The 22,159-nt window shown below is 42.4% G+C and carries 18 protein-coding genes; 15 read left to right on the top strand and 3 right to left on the bottom strand.

The annotated features are described in order from the left end of the window. Positions 1-6: 6 nt before the first annotated feature. Positions 7-1,869 (bottom strand): vWA domain-containing protein, encoded by a 1,863-nt coding sequence (locus B3600_RS12465; protein WP_286753165.1) that lies wholly within the window; start codon positions 1,867-1,869, stop codon positions 7-9. Positions 1,870-1,949: 80 nt separating this feature from the next. Here B3600_RS12465 and B3600_RS12460 point away from each other — a divergent pair, with 80 nt between their 5' ends. The 5 genes from B3600_RS12460 (at position 1,950) to B3600_RS12440 (ending at position 7,403) form a co-directional block, all read left to right on the top strand. Continuing rightward, complete coding sequence (locus B3600_RS12460) at positions 1,950-2,528, top strand: RNA polymerase sigma factor (protein WP_286753164.1); 579 nt, start codon at positions 1,950-1,952, stop codon at positions 2,526-2,528. Further along, entirely contained in the window at positions 2,515-3,786 is a 1,272-nt protein-coding gene (locus B3600_RS12455; protein WP_286753163.1) for a TonB family protein, read from the top strand. Before B3600_RS12460 ends, B3600_RS12455 begins: the two co-directional genes overlap by 14 nt. Positions 3,787-3,966: 180 nt before the next feature. Further along, positions 3,967-5,937 carry a DUF3857 domain-containing protein gene (locus tag B3600_RS12450; protein ID WP_115046761.1) on the top strand — a complete coding sequence of 657 codons (1,971 nt, stop codon included), beginning with the start codon at positions 3,967-3,969 and terminating at the stop codon, positions 5,935-5,937. Between the two features lie 391 nt (positions 5,938-6,328). After that, positions 6,329-6,880, top strand: coding sequence for a dihydrofolate reductase family protein (locus tag B3600_RS12445; protein ID WP_112375548.1), 552 nt, complete (start codon positions 6,329-6,331; stop codon positions 6,878-6,880). Then, positions 6,870-7,403 (top strand): MepB family protein, encoded by a 534-nt coding sequence (locus B3600_RS12440; protein ID WP_286753162.1) that lies wholly within the window; start codon positions 6,870-6,872, stop codon positions 7,401-7,403. The genes B3600_RS12445 and B3600_RS12440 overlap by 11 nt, the downstream gene beginning before the upstream one ends. Here B3600_RS12440 and B3600_RS12435 read toward each other — a convergent pair. Further along, on the bottom strand, positions 7,400-8,884 hold the full coding sequence (locus tag B3600_RS12435; protein ID WP_286753161.1) for a PLP-dependent aminotransferase family protein: 1,485 nt from the start codon (positions 8,882-8,884) through the stop codon (positions 7,400-7,402). The two genes, B3600_RS12440 and B3600_RS12435, sit on opposite strands and share 4 nt — an antisense overlap. Positions 8,885-9,025: 141 nt before the next feature. On the opposite strand from B3600_RS12435, the gene bioB reads away from it, so the two are divergent. Genes bioB through bioD form a run of 6 tightly spaced genes read left to right on the top strand, consistent with a single transcriptional unit; the run spans position 9,026 to position 14,726 of the window. Beyond that, positions 9,026-10,105 carry a biotin synthase BioB gene (gene bioB / locus B3600_RS12430; RefSeq protein ID WP_286709722.1) on the top strand — a complete coding sequence of 360 codons (1,080 nt, stop codon included), beginning with the start codon at positions 9,026-9,028 and terminating at the stop codon, positions 10,103-10,105. An 8-nt stretch (positions 10,106-10,113) separates the two neighbouring features. After that, a complete protein-coding gene (gene bioA, locus B3600_RS12425) occupies positions 10,114-11,430 on the top strand; it encodes an adenosylmethionine--8-amino-7-oxononanoate transaminase (RefSeq protein ID WP_286753160.1) in 1,317 nt (438 codons plus the stop codon). Continuing rightward, positions 11,427-12,587, top strand: a complete 1,161-nt coding sequence (locus tag B3600_RS12420; protein ID WP_286753159.1) for an 8-amino-7-oxononanoate synthase — start codon at positions 11,427-11,429, stop codon at positions 12,585-12,587. Before bioA ends, B3600_RS12420 begins: the two co-directional genes overlap by 4 nt. Beyond that, a complete protein-coding gene (locus B3600_RS12415) occupies positions 12,584-13,282 on the top strand; it encodes a DUF452 family protein (RefSeq protein WP_286753158.1) in 699 nt (232 codons plus the stop codon). The genes B3600_RS12420 and B3600_RS12415 overlap by 4 nt, the downstream gene beginning before the upstream one ends. A gap of 5 nt (positions 13,283-13,287) precedes the next feature. Continuing rightward, positions 13,288-14,046, top strand: coding sequence for a malonyl-ACP O-methyltransferase BioC (bioC, locus tag B3600_RS12410; RefSeq protein WP_286753157.1), 759 nt, complete (start codon positions 13,288-13,290; stop codon positions 14,044-14,046). A gap of 47 nt (positions 14,047-14,093) precedes the next feature. Next, the gene (bioD, locus tag B3600_RS12405; protein ID WP_286753156.1) at positions 14,094-14,726 is read left to right on the top strand and encodes a dethiobiotin synthase; all 633 of its coding nucleotides are present in this window, start codon (positions 14,094-14,096) and stop codon (positions 14,724-14,726) included. 97 nt (positions 14,727-14,823) lie between these two features. On the opposite strand, the gene B3600_RS12400 is transcribed toward bioD, so the two are convergent. Next, complete coding sequence (locus B3600_RS12400; RefSeq protein WP_286753155.1) at positions 14,824-17,337, bottom strand: phosphocholine-specific phospholipase C; 2,514 nt, start codon at positions 17,335-17,337, stop codon at positions 14,824-14,826. A gap of 160 nt (positions 17,338-17,497) precedes the next feature. Between B3600_RS12400 and B3600_RS12395 the strand changes: the two genes are divergently transcribed. The 4 genes from B3600_RS12395 to B3600_RS12380 all read left to right on the top strand — a co-directional run bounded on the left by B3600_RS12395 (position 17,498) and on the right by B3600_RS12380 (position 22,151). Beyond that, positions 17,498-18,184, top strand: a complete 687-nt coding sequence (locus B3600_RS12395; RefSeq protein WP_204990845.1) for a response regulator transcription factor — start codon at positions 17,498-17,500, stop codon at positions 18,182-18,184. Next, a complete protein-coding gene (locus B3600_RS12390) occupies positions 18,181-19,560 on the top strand; it encodes a HAMP domain-containing sensor histidine kinase (RefSeq protein WP_286753154.1) in 1,380 nt (459 codons plus the stop codon). Before B3600_RS12395 ends, B3600_RS12390 begins: the two co-directional genes overlap by 4 nt. Positions 19,561-19,735: 175 nt before the next feature. Further along, the gene (locus B3600_RS12385) at positions 19,736-21,070 is read left to right on the top strand and encodes a TolC family protein (protein WP_286753153.1); all 1,335 of its coding nucleotides are present in this window, start codon (positions 19,736-19,738) and stop codon (positions 21,068-21,070) included. Next, on the top strand, positions 21,060-22,151 hold the full coding sequence (locus B3600_RS12380; RefSeq protein WP_286753152.1) for an efflux RND transporter periplasmic adaptor subunit: 1,092 nt from the start codon (positions 21,060-21,062) through the stop codon (positions 22,149-22,151). Before B3600_RS12385 ends, B3600_RS12380 begins: the two co-directional genes overlap by 11 nt. Positions 22,152-22,159 lie beyond the last annotated feature (8 nt).

Below are 22,159 nucleotides of genomic sequence, written 5' to 3'. Positions count from 1 at the left end.
TTTTAGTTATTCTTTCGATCTCGATAAATCCCGTGCATTCTCTGCCATACGGATAAATTCAGCACGATAACCTTCCTCATCTTTGCCTTTGGAAGCTTTTGCGCGCGCGATGAGCTGATCAAAACTGGCCTTTTGCTTAAAATCAGAATCACGAAGTAATAGACCAAGTTCCGCTACCGCAGTGGCGAACTGTAAATCTTCACTCACGCGATTCAATTCCGTAACAGTAGTTCCTATCACCTTTTGTTGCAACTTGCTTTTCTCCCCTTCGGGCTCCTTATACCGAAATTTCACGGTTGCCAGTTCAGCATTTCTCCGCTCAGCTACCTGATCCGCTTGTTGTTGATATTTTAAGGGATCTACCGTTCCGACCATCCCAGACTCCACACCGACCGGTACAATTTCATATAGGGCTGTCACCACATGACCTACCCCCATATCACCACCCATCTTTTGATCGTCATTGAAATCTTCAGCTTCCAACAAGCGGTTTTCGTACCCCACTAAACGGTATGCCTGCACATAACTGGGATTAAATTCGACCTGGATCTTGACATCTTTCGCAACGGTAAACAAGGTTCCCCCGAATTCGGTCACCATCGCTTTTCGTGCTTCAGAAATGTTGTCGATATACGCATAATTCCCATGCCCTTTGTCTGCAAGGATTTCCATCTTACTGTCCTTCAGATTCCCCATGCCATACCCCAATACTGTGAGGAAAACCCCCGATTTACTTTCTTTGGCAATCAGCTCTTCCATCGATTCGTCACTGCTTTCCCCAACATTGAAATCGCCGTCACTAGCCAAAATAATCCGGTTGTTTCCACCTTTGATAAATTGTTGCTTCGCAATTTCGTAAGCCTTCTTAATTCCTGCAGCTCCAGCCGTACTTCCACCGGCTTCCAGCTCCTCAATAGCCGATTTAATTTTCATCTTTTCATCACCGGGCGTACTCTCCAGTTTTACCCCTGCCGATCCAGCATAGGTCACAATGGCAACATGGTCTACAGCACGTAGTTGATCAACCAACATCTTCAGCGAAGCTTTCACCAAAGGCAGACGCCCCGGTCCCATCATTGATCCCGACACATCGATCAAAAACACCAGATTGGAAGCTTTAAGATTCGCCGTCGGTATATCTTTCGCCTTTAATGTTACGCGCATGAGCTGATGTGTAGTATTCCAGGGTGCCTTGGTCAATTCGGTGACGATATTTACAGGTTCGCCATTCTTAGGTCCGGCCACTTGATACTGAAAGTAATTGATCATCTCTTCAACCCGTACCGCATCTTTTTCAGGTAGTGTTCCTGAATTGATAAAACGACGTACGTTACTATAGGAAGCAGCATCAACATCGGCCGCCAACGTTGATAAAGGTTCTTTTCGTGGATTGATAAACTTGTTTTCCTTTATTTTTTGATAAGATTCTAGGTTCTGATTAGGCACATAACCCGTCCCTCGAATATACAGACCCGATACTTGCCCTGACAAAGCTGCATTAACATTCATCACCGACGCCGTCTGACGCTTCGCCCTGCGCTCAGATCCGGTCACCACAACTTCATCCAGTGTGGTGTTTTGTTGCGCCAAGGCCACATCAATCGTTGTCCGATGATTGACCGCTATCCGTTGCTCAAGATATCCGATATAACTAAAAATCAAGGTATTTTTACCGTCAAGGACTTGAATACGATAGTTTCCCTTATCGTCGGTCTGCACGAGCGCTTTTGTAGCAACATTGCTCACCTGTACGCCCGCAAGGGCAGTCCCTGTATTCGCATCGACAACCTTACCGCTGACCTCATATCCCTGCTTGGCATGTCCACCTAAGGATAGCAACAAGCCTATTACAAAAAGTATTGCTCTCATATCTTTACATTTTTGCCAAGGGATGCCACAAATATTAAATTTCCATAAACCAGAAAAAAAAAATATTTTTAGCCAATAAAATGTTCGCATTCAAGTCGTCAAAAATAGATACTGCACAAGACCACGAGCTCTTGCTGCACTACCAGGAATCCATGGAGCTCCAGGTATTGGGAGATCTATACCAGCGACATACCGAGATGGTATACTATGTTTGTTTACGGTATCTCCAAGATTCCGAATTGAGCAAAGATGCTGTCATGAATATCTTTGAAGAATTAATATATAAAGTCAACAAGCAAGAAATCAAGGACTTCCCAAGATGGCTTTATGTACTAAGCAAGAACCATTGTCTGATGTATTTAAGGTCTCAAAAGAACAAATCTCAAATTTCTTTGGATGAATTTGTGAAATTTCCAGGAGACGTGCATCAGTATGAACAATATGATGAAAAAGAAGAACAGCTAACAGCCATGGAAGGCTGTCTGGAAAAGTTGCCAGACAAACAGCAGCAGTCGGTCAGACTCTTCTTCTTAGAGGAAAAATGTTACAAAGAGATTAGCGAATCTACCGGTTATAGCTTGAACGAAATAAAGAGCTATATACAGAATGGGAAACGGAATTTAAAAAATTGCATGGAGGCTTGGAATGAGCAACAGTAATTACGACATAGCATACTTAAAGAAATACGTCAACGGCGAATTATCTCCTACGGAGATGTACGCGCTTGAACGTGAGGCACAGCGTGACCCCATGCTGGCCGATATTCTTATGGGTATGGAGATGGATCAGAATAAAACCGTACTTACAACAATCAACAACCAAATTGCACAACGTGTTCAGAAAGATAATACCGCTAAAATAAAGGTCTTTGATTGGAAGAGACTTGCCATCGCCGCAGCGGCAGTGATCGTATTGGGGATTGGTCTCCTCCTTTACCGTCAACAGGACAAAAATTCATCCGAAGCGAGGCGTACCGCCGAAGTAAGTATTACGCAGGAAAAACCCAAAACAAAGGTTACAGCAGCAGATTCTATCATTCCTTCAGATGATATTGCATCAAAAATAGGATCTCAAGATCATTTGCCACAATTAGCCGATAATAACCGAACGCGGCTTCATGAACAGCATCCACTCGAAGAGGTGACCGTTTTATCCCGGGAACCATCCCTGCGTGTAAAATCATTGGAAGAAATAAAGGAAGGTCTCAATAATGATCGCCCTGTATTTGGATTAAGACCTGCAGACAGTACAATTGTTATCGGTTATGCACCAATGGCAAAGAAAAAAGATGCTTCCCAAACCATTATGATTCGGGGAACATCAAGTTTAAACAATACCCTTGCAGGCAGAGCTCCGGGTATTGCGATGCCACAACAACAAGGTACCCCGCTACAACTTACAATTCGGGACAAAGAGACAGGCTTACCTATTTCGGGAGTGACAATCATTCAACCCAATAGCAAGTTTGCGACGAATACCGACGCACAGGGACAAGCTACCATCCAACCCAGCACAATGGATTCACTCGTCGACATCATGGCTCTGGGCTACAATTCTGTCGCATTGAATATGCGTCGCAGCAAAAATACGACGATCAAAATGCAACCTTCCGGCGCCTCTCTTGATGAAGTCGTCGTTACAACGATGTCTTCACGCAAGTCAAAAAGTGCCGAACCTATCTGGGGCTGGAGATCGTTCAACAATTATATCAAGAAAAAAACAGCTAAAAGCCGTTATGAGGGCACTGTCCGTTTAAGCTTCTATATCGATAAAGATGGACTCCCAACAAATATCAGCGTTCTCCAAAGTGCAAATGATTACCTCGATGCCAAAGCCAAAGAGATTCTACTTTCGGGACCAAAATGGAAAGGGGAAGACTACCGCTATGTCACGTTAAGCTTCGAATTCACCTTGTAAGGATGCGATCTGAGCACATCCTATCTAATTACAACACAAGTTTATCTCGCTATCGGGACAAATAAGCAATCGCAATTGATCGATCCATTTATCTTTTCAACCAATTTAATTTATAAGGGTTTGGATTTAAAATTATTTCATACTTTAGTGTTATAATTCTTAACCATACAGTCATTTTTTATGAAAAGTTTTTTCACTGGCCTCCTCCTGCTTAGTGGTGTATACCTACAAGCGCAAGATTTTTCGTTCGGTAAAATAAAAAAGGAAGATTTTGCCATTACTGTTGACAAAATAGATACAGCAGCAAATGCCTTTGTCTTACGCGAATATGGATCAGCCGAAGTAAGTTATGATAAAAACAAAGGTCCGGTTGTTCAATTTTTCAGACACGTCCGCATTAAAATATTAAATAAGGAAGCTTATAATTACGCTAATTTCAGTATCCCTTTATATAAAAGCGGCAACGACCGGGAAGTCCTTATGGACATCAAGGGAGCGTCCTATCACCTCGTCGGAGATAAGGTTGTAGAAACAGAGATGACGAAAGCGAATATTTTTAACGAAAACGCCTCAGAAAACTATGCGGTAACGAAAGCGGCCATTCCGCAGGTCCAAGAAGGTACAATTATTGAATACCGCTACCGCACAGAATCGCCATTTATTTTTAACTTAAATGCCTGGGAATTTCAGGAAGATCTCCCAAAAATTTATAGCCAATACGTCACGCGTATTCCCGAAGTTTTTCATTACAAAGCCAATTTAAAGGGGGGATTAGCCGTCAGTGACCGGAAGGTAGAAAATTACAACACAGGCCTGGATTCTCAAGTTGGAGAAGTCTTAGGCAATAAAACCACCTATACCATGGAAAATATTCCGGCTTTCCATACCGAAGATTACATGACCTCTTCCAAAAATTTTAGGTCAATCATTTTCTTTGAGCTTGGTCGGTATAGCATTCCAATGGGACCGACAAAAGACTTTTCGCTCACGTGGGAAAATGTCAGAGATAAACTCGTACAGGACGAAAGTTTTGGTGGACAGGTAAAGCGAAAAACGGCATTGAAAGAGTTCATTGAACCGGTATTGCAGGATTCAAAAGATGACCTGGAGAAAGCGGTACGACTGTATACCTACTTCCAGAAACAAATAAAATGGAATAACCGCCATTCGATCTACGCAAAAAATATCAAAGAAGCCATCGAAAAAAGAACAGGCAATAGCGCCGATATTAACCTTGGACTGGTCAATGCCTTACGTTATGCGAAACTAGATGCCATCCCTGTTATTTTATCGACACGTGAGAATGGCTATGCAGGGCTCTATGCACCAGCGATATCAGAGTTCAACCATGTCATTGCCCAGGTAAAAATAGGTGAAAACTACTACCTGCTGGATGCGACCTCTCCCTATGAGATGTTTGGAAATATTCCAATGAAATGTGTCAACTTTCAGGGAAGATCAATTCCTCTGGAAGGCGAATCTGACTGGGTAAAGCTCGAGGCAAATCTTGCCTCTACTTACAGTAACTTCTTCTACGGTGAACTGTCGGAAGATGGTGCATTAAAAGGAAAATGGATTACCTCACGTAACGGTTACGGTGCTTCCAAAATGCGTGAGCGCCTTCAAGGAAGTAATTCTGAAGAAGAATTCTACGAAAAAATAGATGAAGAAAACAATCGCATCAAAATCAATAGTTTTAAAGTATCGAATCGGGAATCCCTTGATAAACCGCTAACGGAGGAGTTTGAAATTGAGATTAAGAATTTTGCAACCCTGCAAAATGAACAACTTCTATTCAATCCTTATATTGACACAAAAATGTCCAAGAATCCCTTCAACCTTACGGAGCGGAATTATCCGATCGACTTTGGTTCTTTAGTCCAAGAAGAGTGCTACATTGAAATCAAACTGCCAAAAGGCTATGCATATCCAACGGAAGGAAAGTTAAAAAACATCAGTATGGCTCTTCCTGAACGTGCGGCCCGATATATTTTCAAAATCAATAATACAACACCGGATGTTCTGATCATCGAATCTGCAACACAATTAAACAAACCCTTGTTTATGCCGGAAGAGTATTTTGATTTAAAAGAGTTTTTCAGTCGGATCATCCAGGCAGAAAAATTAGATGTTGTACTCAAAAAAATATAACGATATCACTTAACACAAACTTCATTTTATATTGACGATTAGCTTAAATAAGGGTGATAACTTTGAATATCAAAAAATAGTAAAATGATTAAAGATTCAGATTTATTCGAACTAGAGAATACCTTCCTTGGTGAAGGTTTCGAATTAGATGGTGATGATATTATCACCGATGAAGACTAGGTCTTCACTTTTTTAGCAAGTATTATTCCCCTTATATAATCTCAAAGCCCAGACATTCTTTGCTGGGCTTTTTCTTTGCTCCGTTGTTCGGCAATTTGGCCAAACCTTATTATTTCTCTATCTTTATGTTATCCTGACAATCCGCCGTTGAGCTAACCCAGCTTCTATTATTACGGGAACGCAAGTAACAGGTTTAAAGCAAATAACACACATGAGAAAAATAATATTGGATCTGGCCATGACCCTAGATGGCTTTATTGAAGGCTCACAGGGAGAGGTTGACTGGTGCATTATGGATGATGACATGGATTTCGATGGCTTTTTGGCTTCGGTCGATACCATCTTTTATGGCCGGGTGAGCTATGATGCCTGGGGTAATTTCCAACCGGGTGCTACGGCCGATGAAACGGAAATAAATCTTTGGAAAAATGTCCATGCGAAGAAAAAATATGTTTTTTCCAGTCAAGCAAGACAAGATGAAAACGCTACTTTCATCCAAACTGATATCACTGAACATGTTCAGGAAATAAAAGCGCAGCCCGGAAAAGATATTTGGCTATATGGGGGAGCACGTCTAATCACAACATTCATCCAAGCCAACCTTGTTGACGTCTATCGCATTTCCGTTCACCCCATTGCCCTGGGAAGTGGCAAGCCTTTATTCGAAAACTTACCTGAACGACTATCCCTAAAACTTGTCCAAAGCGTCACATTCAAATCGGGTGTTGTTCAGTTAATCTATATCCCTCAACATGAATCTTAACCATCAGGCAGCCCCACAGATCGCTGACCAGATGATTAGGAAAGTACTAGATCAGCTCGAAAGTATATTTATGCCCCATTGCTCGCTCCTATCGGAAGATCAACCAGGTAGAGCCTATTATGGTTTTAATTTTCAACTGGGCAACAAAAACTTCAAATTTAGGAAGGCTAAGATAACACCAAGAAAAGTGGGGTTATTCGTTGCTCTTTGGAAACGTGACAGCGGTGGTCAAACCATCCCCTTTACTGCAGATGATCCTTTCGATTATTACCTTATTTTAGTTGAGCAAGACCAGCATTGCGGCTTATTTGTTTTTCCAAAACAGGCGCTCATTGAACATGAAATCCTCACAGCAGGTTGTCAAGAGGGTAAACGCGGATTCCGAATTTATCCAGATTGGAGCATCCCAACGAACAAACAGGCTACCAAAAGCAAACAATGGCAGCACACATACTTTGTGGATTGCTGTGGGTCTCCTCAAGAAGCCAAAAACAAATTGACCCATATACTGCAAAGCAACTAGTCGATATTTCCGACCAAATCGGCATAAGCAGCACGCAACAAAGAAATTGCCGTCACCATACTTTGTTCGTCAAGATGGGCAAACCCCAACCGCAATGCTGTAACGGTTTTATTTTGATAAAGGCAATTACTCGGCAACAAGAGTCCTAGCAACCGCACTTTTTCTTGCAAGGCTGTCAGCGAAACAACCCGATTAAACTGTATCCAAAAAGCCAGTCCCGAGGACGGGATTTCAAACCGGATCTGATCTTCAAAATGCCGTAACAGCAATTGGGCAAACAATTCTTTTCGCTCAGCAATTGTTTTCTGAAATTTACGCTGATACCGAAAGATATCACCCTGATGGATAATTTCACCCAAGGTTTTCTCGATCATAAAATTCGGTTTTCCGAAGATATTCAAATACTTTTTACCTTCATCCAACAGATCCTGTGGTGCGATCAAAAAGTTCATTTGGAAACCAGGGTCAAAGAAACTACCGAAAGCACCTGTATAAATCACGCGGTTACCGCCATTTTTCCGAAAAAGTGATTCGCCTTTCTCCTTAAAAAAAGAAGACTCAAAATCCACATCATCCTCAATAATGATAAAGTTATACTGCTCGGCCAACGCTAATAATTGAATTTTCCTCCGCTCGGAAAGGTTAACCGTCGTTGGATACTGACATCTGGTATTGAGGTAAACACATCTGATTTCTCCGGGTTTAAATTGATCTCCGATTTTATCTACATTCATCCCCTCCGCATCTACCGGAATGGTTTTTAGCTTGGCCCCAGCTTGACTAAAGATCATGTTAGGTAAAAAATAACTTAAATTTTCCACCAGCACAATATCACCTGGTCGGATCAATAATCTGGATAAAATTGAAAAAATCTGCTCGCGGCTGGCAATAGGCAACAAGAAATTCCGGGAAAGATGAAACCCTCTTGTTAAATTCAGATAATAGCTTAACTGGTCCCTAAAAAACAAATTCCCTTCAGTCGTCGTCGGAAAATCATCACTTTTCTTTTTCCGTTTCACCATGGATGCATAAAAACGCACCAGTTCCTCCGTTCCAATGACATTATAATCCGGTGTTCCATCCGTAAAATAGTACCTTTCGGGAACCTCTGAAATAGGCATATCTAAGATGAGTTCCTTTCTAAAAAAGTAAGGTGCAAAATCAGGCGGCTGTCTAAATGCCTTAACTGCAGACCTGGAGGTACCGATACGCTCGGGATTTTTCACAAAAGTTCCGCGATTAGGTAAAATTTTCACCCAGCCCTGTTCCTGCAATTCCGCTAAAGCAGCTACAATGGTTTTTCGGTGCACATTTAGTTCATCAGCAATCTTCCGACTTCCCGGCAACAGATCGCCATCTTCCAATAGATTACGTTTGACGGCATTGATAAATTGATAAACAATCTGCAGATAGATGGCATCTTCCTTACGGCGATCTATCTTAATAAAGGAATGAAAACCTATACTAACCGGACTACTCATTATGTTTATTTCGGACTACCAAAGTTATCATTTAAACTATAATCTTTGCAATTATCAAGAAAAAATAATCGCGTTGAATACTCAATCCCAATGGTCATTAAGCAAAATAGACCTGACTTTCGCATAAAAATTAGCAATAATATGGAAACAAAACCACAATGGACGCAGGAAGAAGTTGTTGCTTTATACAACAAACCAATAATGGATCTTCTTTATGAAGCGGCATCGATACATCGGAAATATCACGACCCCAATAAAGTACAAGTGTCCACATTGATCTCAATAAAAACAGGTGGCTGTCCCGAAGACTGTGCCTATTGTCCACAGGCCGCACGTTACCATACGAATGTAAAAGCGGAAGGCCTAATGAGCCTAGAGCAGGTAAAGGAGCAGGCACTGGCGGCCAAAGCTGGCGGTAGCTCACGAATCTGTATGGGGGCCGCCTGGCGTAATGTTAAAGATGGCCCTGAGTTTGATCATGTACTGGAGATGGTCCGCACATTGAATAGACTTGACATGGAAGTCTGCTGCACACTAGGTATGCTGACCGAAAACCAGGCACATCGTCTTTCAGAAGCCGGACTATACGCCTACAACCACAACCTCGACTCCTCTGCCGACTACTATAAGGAAATTATCTCGACCAGAAGCTATGATGATCGCCTGCAAACGATCGAAAATGTCCGTAAAACCAACATAACGGTATGTAGCGGTGGTATTATTGGGATGGGAGAAAGTATCGCCGACCGTGCAGCGATGTTGGTCACGCTTGCTTCGCTCATTCCACAACCCGAATCGGTACCGATCAATGCACTCGTTCCTGTACCCGGTACTCCAATGGAGGTCATGGAAGCAGTTTCGATATGGGAAATGGTACGCATGGTCGCTACAGCCCGAATTTTATTACCCACCACACAGGTTCGCCTTTCTGCAGGGCGTACCAACATGAGTACAGAGGGACAAGCTTTATGCTTTTTCGCAGGAGCCAATTCGATTTTCTCGGGCGACAAACTCCTCACCACGCCCAATCCCGCTATCAACGAAGATATGGATATGTTTAAAACACTGGGGTTAGTGGCACAGCAGCCTTTCGAGAAAAAAAATCAACCCGAAACCATCGCAACGGAGATGGCGCATTACCATGATCTTGGTGAAAGACCAAGATGGTCAAGACCAGAACATAAAATCCAGCGTAACATCGCTAAACAGCAAGACAAATAACAAACCCTATGCAGCAAACCATAATGGAAGGAAAAGAAATCAACCAACAAGACCTTATCGATGATTTTGACAGAGCGCATTTATGGCATCCGTATACAACCATGACTAATCCCTTACCTGCCTACAAGGTTAAACGGGCAGATGGCTGTATAATCGAGTTGGAAAATGGGCAGCAGCTTATCGATGGTATGTCCTCTTGGTGGTGCGCCATCCATGGCTACAATCACCCCGTCCTGAACGCTGCGATCACAGCACAGCTCAGCAGCATGTCACACATGATGTTTGGCGGACTTACACACGAACCAGCAATTGCCCTCGGTAAAATACTGCTTGATATCACCCCTGCTTCACTCAACAAAATATTTTATGCCGATTCGGGTTCTGTTGCAGTGGAAGTTGCGCTTAAAATGGCTACTCAATACTGGGTATCACAAAAAAAGACCAATAAAACAAACTTTGTCACGATTCGTTCGGGATACCATGGCGATACCTGGAACGCGATGTCGGTCTGTGATCCCATTACTGGCATGCACCGCATCTTTGAACATGCTTTACCCAAACGCTATTTTGCCCCTGCCCCAAAAATAGGATTTGATCAGGAATGGGATGCCAATGATATTCAACCCTTAGCAGACCTGATCTGCTCGCATAAGGACGAACTGGCCGCTCTCATCCTTGAACCTATCGTTCAGGGAGCCGGTGGTATGCGTTTTTATCATCCGGAGTACTTGCGTCAGGCAGCACATCTTTGCAAACAAAATCAGCTGCTATTAATCTTTGATGAAATTGCTACCGGGTTTGGGCGCACGGGAAAGCTCTTTGCCTGGGAGCATGCCGGCATAGTACCCGATATCATATGTATCGGTAAGGCTCTGACCGGAGGTTATATGACGCTATCAGCCGTGATCACTTCAGATCAGGTTGCAACTACAATCTCCAACGGTAAACCGGGTACATTTATGCATGGGCCAACTTTTATGGCCAACCCCTTGGCTTGCGCTGTAGCCCACGCTTCTATCAAATTACTGTTGGCAACGGACTGGAAAGCGAAAGTAACGTTAATCGAGCAACAATTGAGACGGGAACTTAGTGCTGCTACAATGCTGCCCCAAGTTGAGGAGCTCAGAATTTTAGGTGCAATTGCAGTTATCGAGATGAAAAACTCCGTCGATCTATCCCGCATACAACAGCGGTTTATCGAAGAAGGAATTTGGGTTAGGCCATTCGGAAAACTGATTTATATCATGCCCCCTTTTATCATAAACGAAGGCGAGCTACACAAGTTAACACAGGCATTACTAGCCGTAATCAGCACAATACAATGAGTGAAAACAGTTTAATCCAGCGCATTGAAGACGAATTATTTACCCTTGAAAAACAAGGGAATATACGAAAACTCCCCCTTATCACACAGCAGGGTAAAGCAGAACAGGAGTATGTTAACGCGCTTCACAACCTCTCTTCTAACGATTATCTTGGCCTGGCAACAGATCAGATACTTCGTCAAGAATTCCTAAACTCGGTGACAAAGGATAATGCGGTATTCAGTGCTTCCTCTTCACGTCTACTCACAGGAAACCATGCAGGCTATACGCAATTGGAAACAACGCTGTGCCGTATGTTTGGCACGGAGAGTGCATTGGTCTTTAACAGTGGCTATCATATGAATGTAGGCATACTTCCTGCAGTGTGTGATACACAGACACTAATTCTCGCCGATAAGGGCATCCACGCAAGCCTAATTGATGGCATCCGACTGTCCAATGCGGCCTGCTACAGGTACCGCCATTCCGATTACACCCACTTAACGCAATTATTGGCAAAATATGCCCATCGCTTCACACGCATCATCATCGTCACAGAAAGTATTTTTAGTATGGATGGTGATTGCACTGACCTCCATTATCTGGTCAGTCTAAAACAGCGTTACCCCAACACCTTACTCTATGTCGATGAAGCGCACGCCGTAGGGGTACGCGGAATACGGGGGCTTGGCTGCGCAGAAGAACAGCACTGTATTACCGACATTGATTTCCTGACAGGCACCTTCGGAAAAGCGCTAGCATCGCTTGGTGGATACCTGCTCTGTAAAGAACCCATCCGGAATTATTTGATCAATAAGGCTCGTACGCTAGTTTTTACAACCGCGCTACCACCGATCAACCTTTTATGGACCGCGTTTATTCTGGAACGCTTAAGCGACTTCACTGACCGGCGCCAACAGCTGCACAAAAATAGCCTATTGCTTCAACAGCAAATAATTGCCAAAGGCTTTAATTCTCCGTCAGAGAGCCATATTCTACCAGTCATTATCGGTGATAATAAGGAAACGATACTGAAAGCAGAAGACCTGCAGCGAAAGGGATTTTACGTACTTCCCATACGTCCGCCGACAGTACCAGAAGGAACTTCAAGAATCCGGCTTTCATTGACAGCAACAATGACCTCGGCCATGATCAAACAACTCGCAGCAAGCTTATGATACTTAAAAGAATCTCCCCTAAACGGGTCACTTCAGCCGATAATTTCCCAAGGCAGTATCTTCACCCAAAATCCAACGAAAAACTGCTTTTATTTTTTGCAGGCTGGGGCATGGATGAACAGCCTTTTTTGCACTACTCTCCTGTGGGCAAAGATCTTATTGTTGCCTATAGCTATACGGATTTACTGTTGGACGAACGTCTGCTCGCAGGATACCGGGAAATTGAGGTTTTCGCCTGGTCTATGGGGGTATGGGCAGCAGCAACGGTACTGCCCGAGCTCCAAAACAGCAATTACCCCATCAGTACATGTACCGCAATCAATGGAACACCATTTCCAATAGATGACGAAAAAGGAATTCCAGCCCAGTTATTCAAAGGAACATTGGATACACTGAGCGATAAAACACTGGAAAAATTCAGATTCCGCATGTGTGGTTCCAAGGACCTTTTCAACAACTTTCTTGACAGAGCTCCTCAACGGGACATCGAAGACCTCCGTTCTGAGCTCATCGCCATTGAAAAAACCGCAAGTACAAAATCAGCAACAGCATTTCAATGGCATCAGGCATATATCGGTAAAGAAGACCGAATCTTCCACGTAGAAAATCAAAAACGTGCCTGGTCCGATACCGCATATACGATAATTGACGCTACGCATTATCCCGAACAATTATTTAAGCACCTTTTAAAATGATCATCATGATGGACAAACAAAGGATTATGGCCCGTTTTTCTAAAGCTGCGCGGAACTATCAGTCGGCAGCGACTGCTCAGTACGAAATAGCAAAAAAAATGATCAGCTTAATGCAGGAGTACATACCGCTCAAACCGCAAAAAGTATTGGAAATTGGCTGCGGCACGGGACTTTTTTCGCGGTTGATGCTACAGCATCTCAAACCTCAAAAAATGGTTTTAAATGATATCTGTCCAGCAATGATGCCCGAAGTAATGGATATTTTGACCTCGCCGCACACGTTCTGCTGTGCTGATGCAGAAACCTATGCTTTTCCCAAAGATATCAATCTAATCGCTTCCTGCTCTACGATTCAGTGGTTCAACAATCCCCGCGCTTTCTTTGAGAACTGTTATGTATCGCTACCGAACTCGGGTATCCTTGCCTTCAGTACTTTTGGTCATGACAATATGCACGAGATCAATGCTACTGCAGATGTTGGACTAAGCTATCGATCTAAATCCGAACTTATCGCCGAACTTTTAACATTGAATTATACGATCCTCGTTGCACAAGAAGAACATTTACAACTATACTTTGAAAGCCCTTTACAAGTTCTGCTCCACCTGAAGCAAACGGGAGTGACGGGAATAAAAAGTCACCGGTGGACAAAAGGCACGCTCCGGGCTTTCTGCGACCAGTATACTGCTCGTTACGGGACAGAAAAAGGCGTATCGCTAACCTACCATCCCATCTATATTATTGCAAAAAAAAACATCAGCTGAACACGCCAATCACCAACAATCGGACAACCAACAAAAGAAACATAGCAATGAATGAAAATATCTATTTTGTTTCCGGCATAGACACCGGGATCGGAAAAAGTTATGCTACTGGCCTCCTCGCGAAACAATGGAATACAAGTGGTATACGCACCATTACTCAAAAGCTGGTACAAACTGGAAATACAGCTATTTCCGAAGATATCGTCCTGCATCGCCAACTCATGGAAATCCCATTAACGGTGGAAGATCATCAGAAAATCACCATGCCGGAGATTTTCACCTACCCGGCCTCCCCGCATCTGGCAGCGCGCCTAGATAATCGTGAAATTGATTTTACCAAGATCAGACAGGCAAGCTTGACATTAAGCCATCGCTACGATGCTGTGCTTATTGAGGGCGCAGGTGGATTGATGGTTCCATTAAAAGAAGATTATCTGATTATTGATTACATCCAAGAAATGCAATATCCTCTTATTTTTGTCACATCCGGAAAATTAGGGAGTATCAATCATACCTTACTAAGTCTGGAAGCTATCGCCAAGCGCAAGATCAATCTACACACCCTGGTTTACAACACGTTCCCCGTTCATAAAGACCGCACCATAAGTTCTGATACGGAATTATATCTTCGTCGTTATATAGAAAAACACCATCCGGAGGCCTTATTTGTCCGCTTGTAAATAAGGTCAACCGGATACGATTGATAGACTTATATAGCAACAGCAGGTAGACCAGTCAAAAAGAATTGGCCGCCATTCCTGCGGAAACAAGTATAGGTTATGCTAATAATGGATCAGTTGTACACTCGACACCTGTTTCCAATCGCCCTGCGAGCTGAATGAGGAAGCTGCTGTCTTCCTTGAGTCGTACAGCAATATCATACCAATTCCCTTGCCTTTCAACATCGAGGATCAATGGCACTTCTTCGGCGGGAGCGATTTCTTTCGTTACGGCATATTTTCCATAGCTAAGGCTCTCGACAACTACGGTTACCCGCTGGTCGCTATTGTTCCCGAGTTTCAATTGCAATTTTCCTGTTGCCGCCTGAGTCAGCGCTTTGAGCTCCGGAGAAACGGTTGTCGCTAGCGCCACAGCTCCTTTCTGTCCAGAAAATTTTCGATAAAAACCATTTGGACCATGTAATTCAAAAGCATAGCGGTCTCCTGCAAATCGTGCCAGGTCCCACTGATATGTCAAACGATCACCGGCCTTCACCGCAAAATTCCAATTGCGGTAGGTTTCACTTTGCCCCTGTTCATCACGATATTCCAACGGACTATACACGTTGAAAGCTGTACCGGAAGTCTTTTTTCCGAAAAACTTGTTGTCTACAGTCATCGCCAGATGAAACTGTCCATCTTTCACATAGCCCACCGCATCGTGTGCATAAGGCAATTGCAGGGATTTACGAATCCCCCGCTCCTGTATTCGGTCAAATCCCGGGATCCATCCGTTTTTAGTCGCAAGATCAGGATCTTTGACCTCAACAAAGCCTTGTGGATCATCTTTGAACTGCGCATTGTATATCGTTTCGATATATTGATTCCGATCAAGAAAAGGAAGTTGTTCCTTTTGCTGCGTAAAAGGTGTAAAGGCGCTTGTTAAATCACCACAGATTGTTCTACGCCATGCACTGATGTTTTCCAAATGCAGATTTTTGTTCAGCTTTTTGTTAAAGAAAGATTCCAAAAATTGCAAAGTAGAGGTATGATCAAATACCTGAGAGCAGACCTTACCACCGCGCGACCAAGGCGACGCAATATACATGGGAACACGAAAACCTAAGCCCACAGCCCCTTCGCGTGCCTGTTTTTTAGGGATCCCCTGCTTTAGCTCATTTTCTAAACGGACCATCTCCACCTCCGTATCGATCCCTGGAGAACATGCGCCTGTATCTTTCTTCTTTAAATCTGGCACCAGAAAAGGTTTAACATGGTCGTAGTAACCATCGTTTTCATCATAGGTAATGATAAAAATTGTTTTTTTCCAAATTTCGGGGTTCTTCGTTAAGATATCTAAGACTTCAGATACATACCAAGCTCCATACCAGGGCGCACTCGGGTGGTCCGAAAAATTCTGCGGACCGGCCAACCAGGATACGGCAGGCAGTTTCCCGGTATCAACGTCTTTCCGAAATTGATAAAGAATATCTCCTTTAGGGACTTCCAGCGTGCTTTTTTTTCCCTGTGTCTTAAAACGTAAGGTATCAAGCGATCTATAATTTTTATCCCCCTTGTTTACCGTAAACGCCCGCTCATTTAATGATTTCGTAAAATCACTTAGCTTGTTATAATTGTTTGCATTGAATTCCTTTAGTTCGGTCTCAGCTCGCTCCAGTGCTTCACTTTTTTTGCGAATATCAGCGCGTATCTTTTCTGCTTGTTCCTCGGAAGAAGGTGACTTCTCTTCCAACTTAGAAATCTGCATGGGCAAATCCCGAACCTGTGTTTCCAGGCTTCTGATATAGTTCTCCTTAAATTTAACTTGATAAGCCTGAAAAAACTCCAGTAGATTACACCCAAAATTGGATAACCATGCTCTTTCCTGCCCGGAAAAACCTCCGCCACAGCTGGTCTCATTTTGATAGAAACGCCAGTTAATGCCGTTCTTTTCAAGCAATTCCGGAAAAGTTGCCCAGGTCATTTTACCATAGCCAAAGTCATCGTTCCGAATATTTACTTTTTGCAGACCATCTTTCATCTCTGTAATCTTACCCGTCCAGAAAAAGGAACGGTTAGGCGTCGTGCTTGTCATGCCCGAGCAAAAATTCTGGTCACATACTGTAAAAGCATCCGCTAAGGCATAATGAAAAGGTAGATCTTCCCGTGTAAAGTATCCCAATGTCAGTGGCATCGCCGCATATTGTTTATTCCCTGATTGCTTCGATAAGAGCCAATGATCGTAACGTCCTTGGTTAAAGGCATCCACCTGGCTTGCTCGACTATGTGGAAGCGAACCCATCCAGGTCACTTTACTTTCTTTCAGATTTAATCGAAAAGGAGCATAAGTTTTTCCCGCTTTATCCGTTTGATACCAGACGGGTAAACCGTTTGGTAAACGTATCGAACGGGGATCATTAAACCCCCGAACTCCCGAAAGACTACCTAGCGTATGGTCAAAGGAGCGGTTCTCCTGCATCAGGATGACGATATGCTCGGCATCTAAAAAACTGCTTCCTGGGGCAGGGTCTATCGCAAAGGCTTTCTGGATCGATGCGGGCATAAAGCTGGCAATACCTGCTGCTCCCGAAAATAGTAGGGTCTTTCGGAGGAATTCTCTTCTGCTTTCCATAATACTTATTTATAATTTCGATTTGAATCTACTTAGATTTCTTTTTGTTTCATATTTCTTCATGTAAATCTTATGTTACCAAATTAAGCGCTAAGAAAATATCTCCATGATAGGATGACAAAAATTTGTTTATTTTTACGAAAACACAACAGATATACATATGGTGGACATTTTGCTGCTCGAAGACGACAAGGTACTCTCTAAGGAGATTCGCTCTTTTCTGTTAAGCCAGGGTTTTACCTGTGATCAAGCCTTTGACGGTATTGAGTTTTTGGCCAAAACGCACCAGAAAAAATATGGTTTTTATCTATTGGATATCAACGTGCCCAAAATCAATGGACTGGAGATCTGTAAAAAGATAAGAAGCCATGACGCCTTTACCCCAATTATTATTCTCTCAGCATACGACGATATAGATGATAAAAAGGAGGCATTTCTCCGGGCCGCGGATGACTATTTGGTCAAACCTTTTGTTTTAGATGAGTTACTGATGCGGATCTATTCATTGCTGCGTCGACAACAACATAGCGAAAGCAATGAAACAAAAACATGGGTAGTCGATGATCTGATCATTTATCCTGATGAGGCCCGTGTACTACGTGCAAATGAAGAAATTAATCTTACTCAAAAAGAATTTCAACTGCTGCTTATCTTAGCGCAGGCAAAGGGCCGCACCTTATCCAAGCAACATATTTCTGAGGAAGTATGGCAAAACCAATTTCAAACAACACAGAATACAATTGAAGTTTACATCAACTTTTTACGAAAGAAAATTGATAAAAACTTTGAAAATAAACTAATCCATACAAGACCTGGATTTGGTTATTACCTATCGGCAGAAAAATGAATTTAAAAAAGAAGATAGCGATTAGCTTTAGCATTGCATTCTCCGTCCTTTTCGGTATGGCGATGTTGATTATCTACTATGCTAGTTTCGATTTTCGGAAAGATCAATTTCGCCAGCGACTGATTGATAAATTGGATAATATCTCCCATTACATCGCCAGTAATCCTTATTTCAACCGTCAGTCTTACAAAAACTATTTCCACGATGACGAAGATGGCCTCTTCTATGAAGATGTGATCATCCTTGACAAAAACAAACAACTGGTCTTCAGCACCGTAAAGGATCAGACCATTACCTGGAATGCTTCGATTGTCAATCGGCTAAATCAGGAAAAACAGATTTTCTACTATCAGGATCAATACGAAACCTTGGCCAAATATTACCGCATCAACGGTTTACCTTATTATATTATCGTAAAAGCACAGGATTACTCCGGGAATGAAAAAATGGATCATCTGGCGCTCGTCCTAACCATATTATTTGTACTGAGCGCTGTGCTGGTCTGGATATTCAGTTATAACCTTATCCAACGTTTATTGATCCCACTCGATAAATTAAAAGATAATATCACCCAGATCAATGCCAGCAAACTGACCAAACCTGTCGAGTATACCGGTAAAACAGATGAGATTGCTGTACTAACCCGAGCATTTAACACCATGCTGCTACGGCTTTCGGCTGCTTTCGAATCGCAGAAAGAATTTAATTCCAGCGCCTCTCATGAATTGCGAACACCGCTTGCCCGAATGTCCTTCCAGCTGGAGAACCTTTATCATCAGAATCAGTTGAGCGAAGAAGTAAGGCAGGTATTGCGTAATATATCCAAAGAAACCTTACATCTTTCGGAGGTAACCGATTCGTTGATGTTACTTTCAAAATTCGACTCCGAGCGTTTGAAAATGACTTATGCGGAGGAAAGAATTGATGAAATTATCTTTACGGCTTATGAAAAGGTAGCCAAGGTATTCCCCGACCTACAACTGGATTTTTCAATTGGCGGAGTCGAAGATCCCAAACTGAGTATTTTCTGTTCTGCTCAATTGATTGAAATCGCTTTTGTGAATTTATTTAAAAATGCCGCGCTTTATTCCGATACCAAGGAGGTAAAAGTAATGATTGTAGAATCAACGTGGGAACTTAAAGTGCTTGTCAGCAATACTGGCCCGGCCTTGAGTACAATCGACCAAAAGCGGATTTTCGATGCATTCAGCCGCGGTGAAAACGCAAGTGAAACAACAGGATCAGGCCTAGGGTTACGTATCGTTCAGCGTATCATGCAATCGCATCAAGCAACAATAGCATATCAGGCAGATTTAAAACAATCTACGCATACTTTTGTATTACTATTTAAATTGTTTCCGAACCGGGAAGTATAGTTGCTTAATTGCGGTAGACAATGTCAAGTCTATGAGCAATAAACGCATATATTATTATACCTATCCATAGCTATCCGCCGATCTGAAAAACATGCTTTTTTAAGCTTTTTTTAAGCATTTATTAAGGGGTCTTTAATCTTCGACCAGTTATTTTGTTACATAAGTTTTGAAATACATGACAAAGACACCCCTTATATTTTTATTGCTTTGCAATAGCATGGCTTTTGCTCAACAAAAACCACCACAGGCAGATTACTTGAGCATTCATGAAAGTACATTTGGAATAAAGCAAAGTGAGATCTCGGGAAAAAAGATGACGCTTCAAGAATGCGAAGAGGCTTTTATTAAAAGTAATCTCTCCCTACTCGCGCAACAATATGACATCAGTCAAGCCGAGGCAGACGTCATACAAGCCAAAATATGGGATCTGCCACAGTTGGAACTGTCTGCCAATGCCTACGACCCACAGAACAAAAAAACATTTCATATTGGTCAATCCAAGGAAGCAAGTGTATCCCAATTGATTTATCTCGGTGGAAAAAAGAAGAATGAAGTTGAATTTGCCAAATCAAATGTTGAACTTGCTAAGCTACAATTTAGCCAATTGCTGGCAAGCCTTCGCGCCCAGCTGCGTACAACTTTCTACTCCCTTTACTTTGAGCAACATAAGTTGGCGGATATTAAAATTCAGCTGGATTACCTCAATAATCTGCTCGCCGCTTATAAAGAGCAAGGGAAAAAAGGAAACGTTTCTTTAAAAGATCAGGTTCGCCTTCAAACAATGGCCATTGATCTCAACAATGAAAAAACGACAGAAATTAATAATAGTATCAATCTACAGCAGCAATTACGTGTGCTTATTTCCAGTCAGGAAGATGTATTACCGAAGTTAACAGATCAAGAAGCAGATCAGGAACTTGCCGTAAAGCCAACAATGCCTTTGGAAAACATCTACCAATTGGCCTTGGAAAACAATGCCGATTATCAATTTGCCTTGAAGACCTCGGAAAGCGCACAGTTATTTACCAGATGGCAACAGTCTTTAAACACACCGGATATCAACCTTGGTCTTTCCTACAGCCAAAATGGAGGTGTATTCCGCAATGAGCTCAATGTCACAGCCGCCATTCCGATCCCGTTGTGGAAACAAAATAAAGGAAATGTGATCAAAGCGAAATACGCCGAAGAAGAGGCAAAGAAAAATATTGAAGTCCAACGGCAGCTGCTGGAATCACAGATCCGTTCCAACTATCAGTCCTGGGAAAATCAATATACCCAATATTTTACCATTACACCAGACGACCTGCATAACATCGCTGTGGTCTATGATGGCATATTCAATAATTTTAAAAAAGGGAATATTTCTCTAGTTGAGTTCACGGATTTTATGGACAGCTATCGCATATCCATTCTTAAGCTATACGATATGAAAAAGGAAATTATTCTCAACGCCGAACAATTAAACTACCTGGCTCAAACTTCTATATTTAATTCAACTCATGTCAACTAAAAAACTTCTTATAGCCGCTGTGGCAGTAGTACTACTTTACTCTTGCCAAAATCATAAAGAAACAGATAATGCAGCCATTGTCAAAGGTTTCGAAATTAGTGAGACGATGCTTAAATCGACAAGTTTTGCTACGGTAAAAAAAGAAAATGTGACCGAAGAACTCAACTTCTTTGGAAAGATATCGGCCGATCAAAACAATTACATTGATATTTTCCCGCTCGTTGGGGGGAATGTGGTCTCCGTTAATGTTTCTCTGGGTGATTATGTCCATAAAGGTCAGGTATTGGCAACAATCAGAAGTACGGAAGTTGCCGGTATACAAAAGGATCTTTCCGATGCCAGAACCGATGTGTTACTCGCCGAGAAAAACTACCGTGTGGCCGAAGACATGTATAATGGTAAACTGAGTACAGACAAAGACATGCTGGAAGCAAAGGGGCAATTAACCAAAGCCAAAGAGCAACTACGTCGTTCAGAAGCCGTCAGTCAGATCTACAATGTGCGCACAGGTAATATTTATTCGGTCGTATCTCCAATCGATGGCTACATCGTCCAAAAGAACATCAACAAAGACATGCAGTTGCGTAGTGACCGCAGCGACAACATCTTTGATGTGGCCAATACAAAAGATGTATGGGCAATTCTTAACGTCAACGAAACGGATATCGACAAGATTAGTATGGGCATGCCGGCTATTGTGTCCACCCTGAGTTACCCGGACAAAAAATTCCAGGGCAGTATTGATAAAATCTTTAAGATCATCGATCCCCAAACGAATTCAATGCAGGCACGCGTGGTGCTAGACAATAAGGATGGTTTACTTATTCCGGATAGTAAAGCGACCATTAAAGTGTTGCATCGCTCCAATACGGAAGCGCTTGCAGTTCCTTCTGATGCGGTCATTTTCGATCAAAACAAATATTTCGTATTGATCTATAAATCCCAAAATGATATTAAGATTCGCGAAATATTGCCGATCAAACAAAACGAAGGAACAACTTACATGGCTACGGGGCTACAGGAAGGTGAAAAAGTTGTTGTCAACAATAAACTTTTGATCTATAGAGCATTGAATAATTAATCGGTCTT

Source organism: Sphingobacterium sp. UBA2480, assembly GCF_002341965.1.
GTDB lineage: Bacteria > Bacteroidota > Bacteroidia > Sphingobacteriales > Sphingobacteriaceae > Sphingobacterium > Sphingobacterium multivorum.
Note: the sequence above shows the minus strand (reverse complement) of the source record. Positions and strands in the feature narration are given on the sequence as shown.

Bases quoted from the DNA above. Each gene is read 5' to 3' on its own strand.
- bioD (WP_286753156.1), top strand. From the start codon at position 14,094: ATGAATGAAAATATCTATTTTGTTTCCGGCATAGACACCGGGATCGGA.
- B3600_RS12385 (WP_286753153.1), top strand. From the start codon at position 19,736: ATGACAAAGACACCCCTTATATTTTTATTGCTTTGCAATAGCATGGCT.
- B3600_RS12445 (WP_112375548.1), top strand. From the start codon at position 6,329: ATGAGAAAAATAATATTGGATCTGGCCATGACCCTAGATGGCTTTATT.
- B3600_RS12435 (WP_286753161.1), bottom strand. From the start codon at position 8,884: ATGAGTAGTCCGGTTAGTATAGGTTTTCATTCCTTTATTAAGATAGAT.
- bioB (WP_286709722.1), top strand. From the start codon at position 9,026: ATGGAAACAAAACCACAATGGACGCAGGAAGAAGTTGTTGCTTTATAC.
- B3600_RS12450 (WP_115046761.1), top strand. From the start codon at position 3,967: ATGAAAAGTTTTTTCACTGGCCTCCTCCTGCTTAGTGGTGTATACCTA.
- B3600_RS12395 (WP_204990845.1), top strand. From the start codon at position 17,498: ATGGTGGACATTTTGCTGCTCGAAGACGACAAGGTACTCTCTAAGGAG.
- B3600_RS12420 (WP_286753159.1), top strand. From the start codon at position 11,427: ATGAGTGAAAACAGTTTAATCCAGCGCATTGAAGACGAATTATTTACC.
- B3600_RS12465 (WP_286753165.1), bottom strand. From the start codon at position 1,869: ATGAGAGCAATACTTTTTGTAATAGGCTTGTTGCTATCCTTAGGTGGA.
- B3600_RS12400 (WP_286753155.1), bottom strand. From the start codon at position 17,337: ATGGAAAGCAGAAGAGAATTCCTCCGAAAGACCCTACTATTTTCGGGA.
- B3600_RS12455 (WP_286753163.1), top strand. From the start codon at position 2,515: ATGAGCAACAGTAATTACGACATAGCATACTTAAAGAAATACGTCAAC.
- B3600_RS12460 (WP_286753164.1), top strand. From the start codon at position 1,950: ATGTTCGCATTCAAGTCGTCAAAAATAGATACTGCACAAGACCACGAG.
- B3600_RS12415 (WP_286753158.1), top strand. From the start codon at position 12,584: ATGATACTTAAAAGAATCTCCCCTAAACGGGTCACTTCAGCCGATAAT.
- bioC (WP_286753157.1), top strand. From the start codon at position 13,288: ATGATGGACAAACAAAGGATTATGGCCCGTTTTTCTAAAGCTGCGCGG.
- B3600_RS12440 (WP_286753162.1), top strand. From the start codon at position 6,870: ATGAATCTTAACCATCAGGCAGCCCCACAGATCGCTGACCAGATGATT.
- B3600_RS12390 (WP_286753154.1), top strand. From the start codon at position 18,181: ATGAATTTAAAAAAGAAGATAGCGATTAGCTTTAGCATTGCATTCTCC.
- B3600_RS12380 (WP_286753152.1), top strand. From the start codon at position 21,060: ATGTCAACTAAAAAACTTCTTATAGCCGCTGTGGCAGTAGTACTACTT.
- bioA (WP_286753160.1), top strand. From the start codon at position 10,114: ATGCAGCAAACCATAATGGAAGGAAAAGAAATCAACCAACAAGACCTT.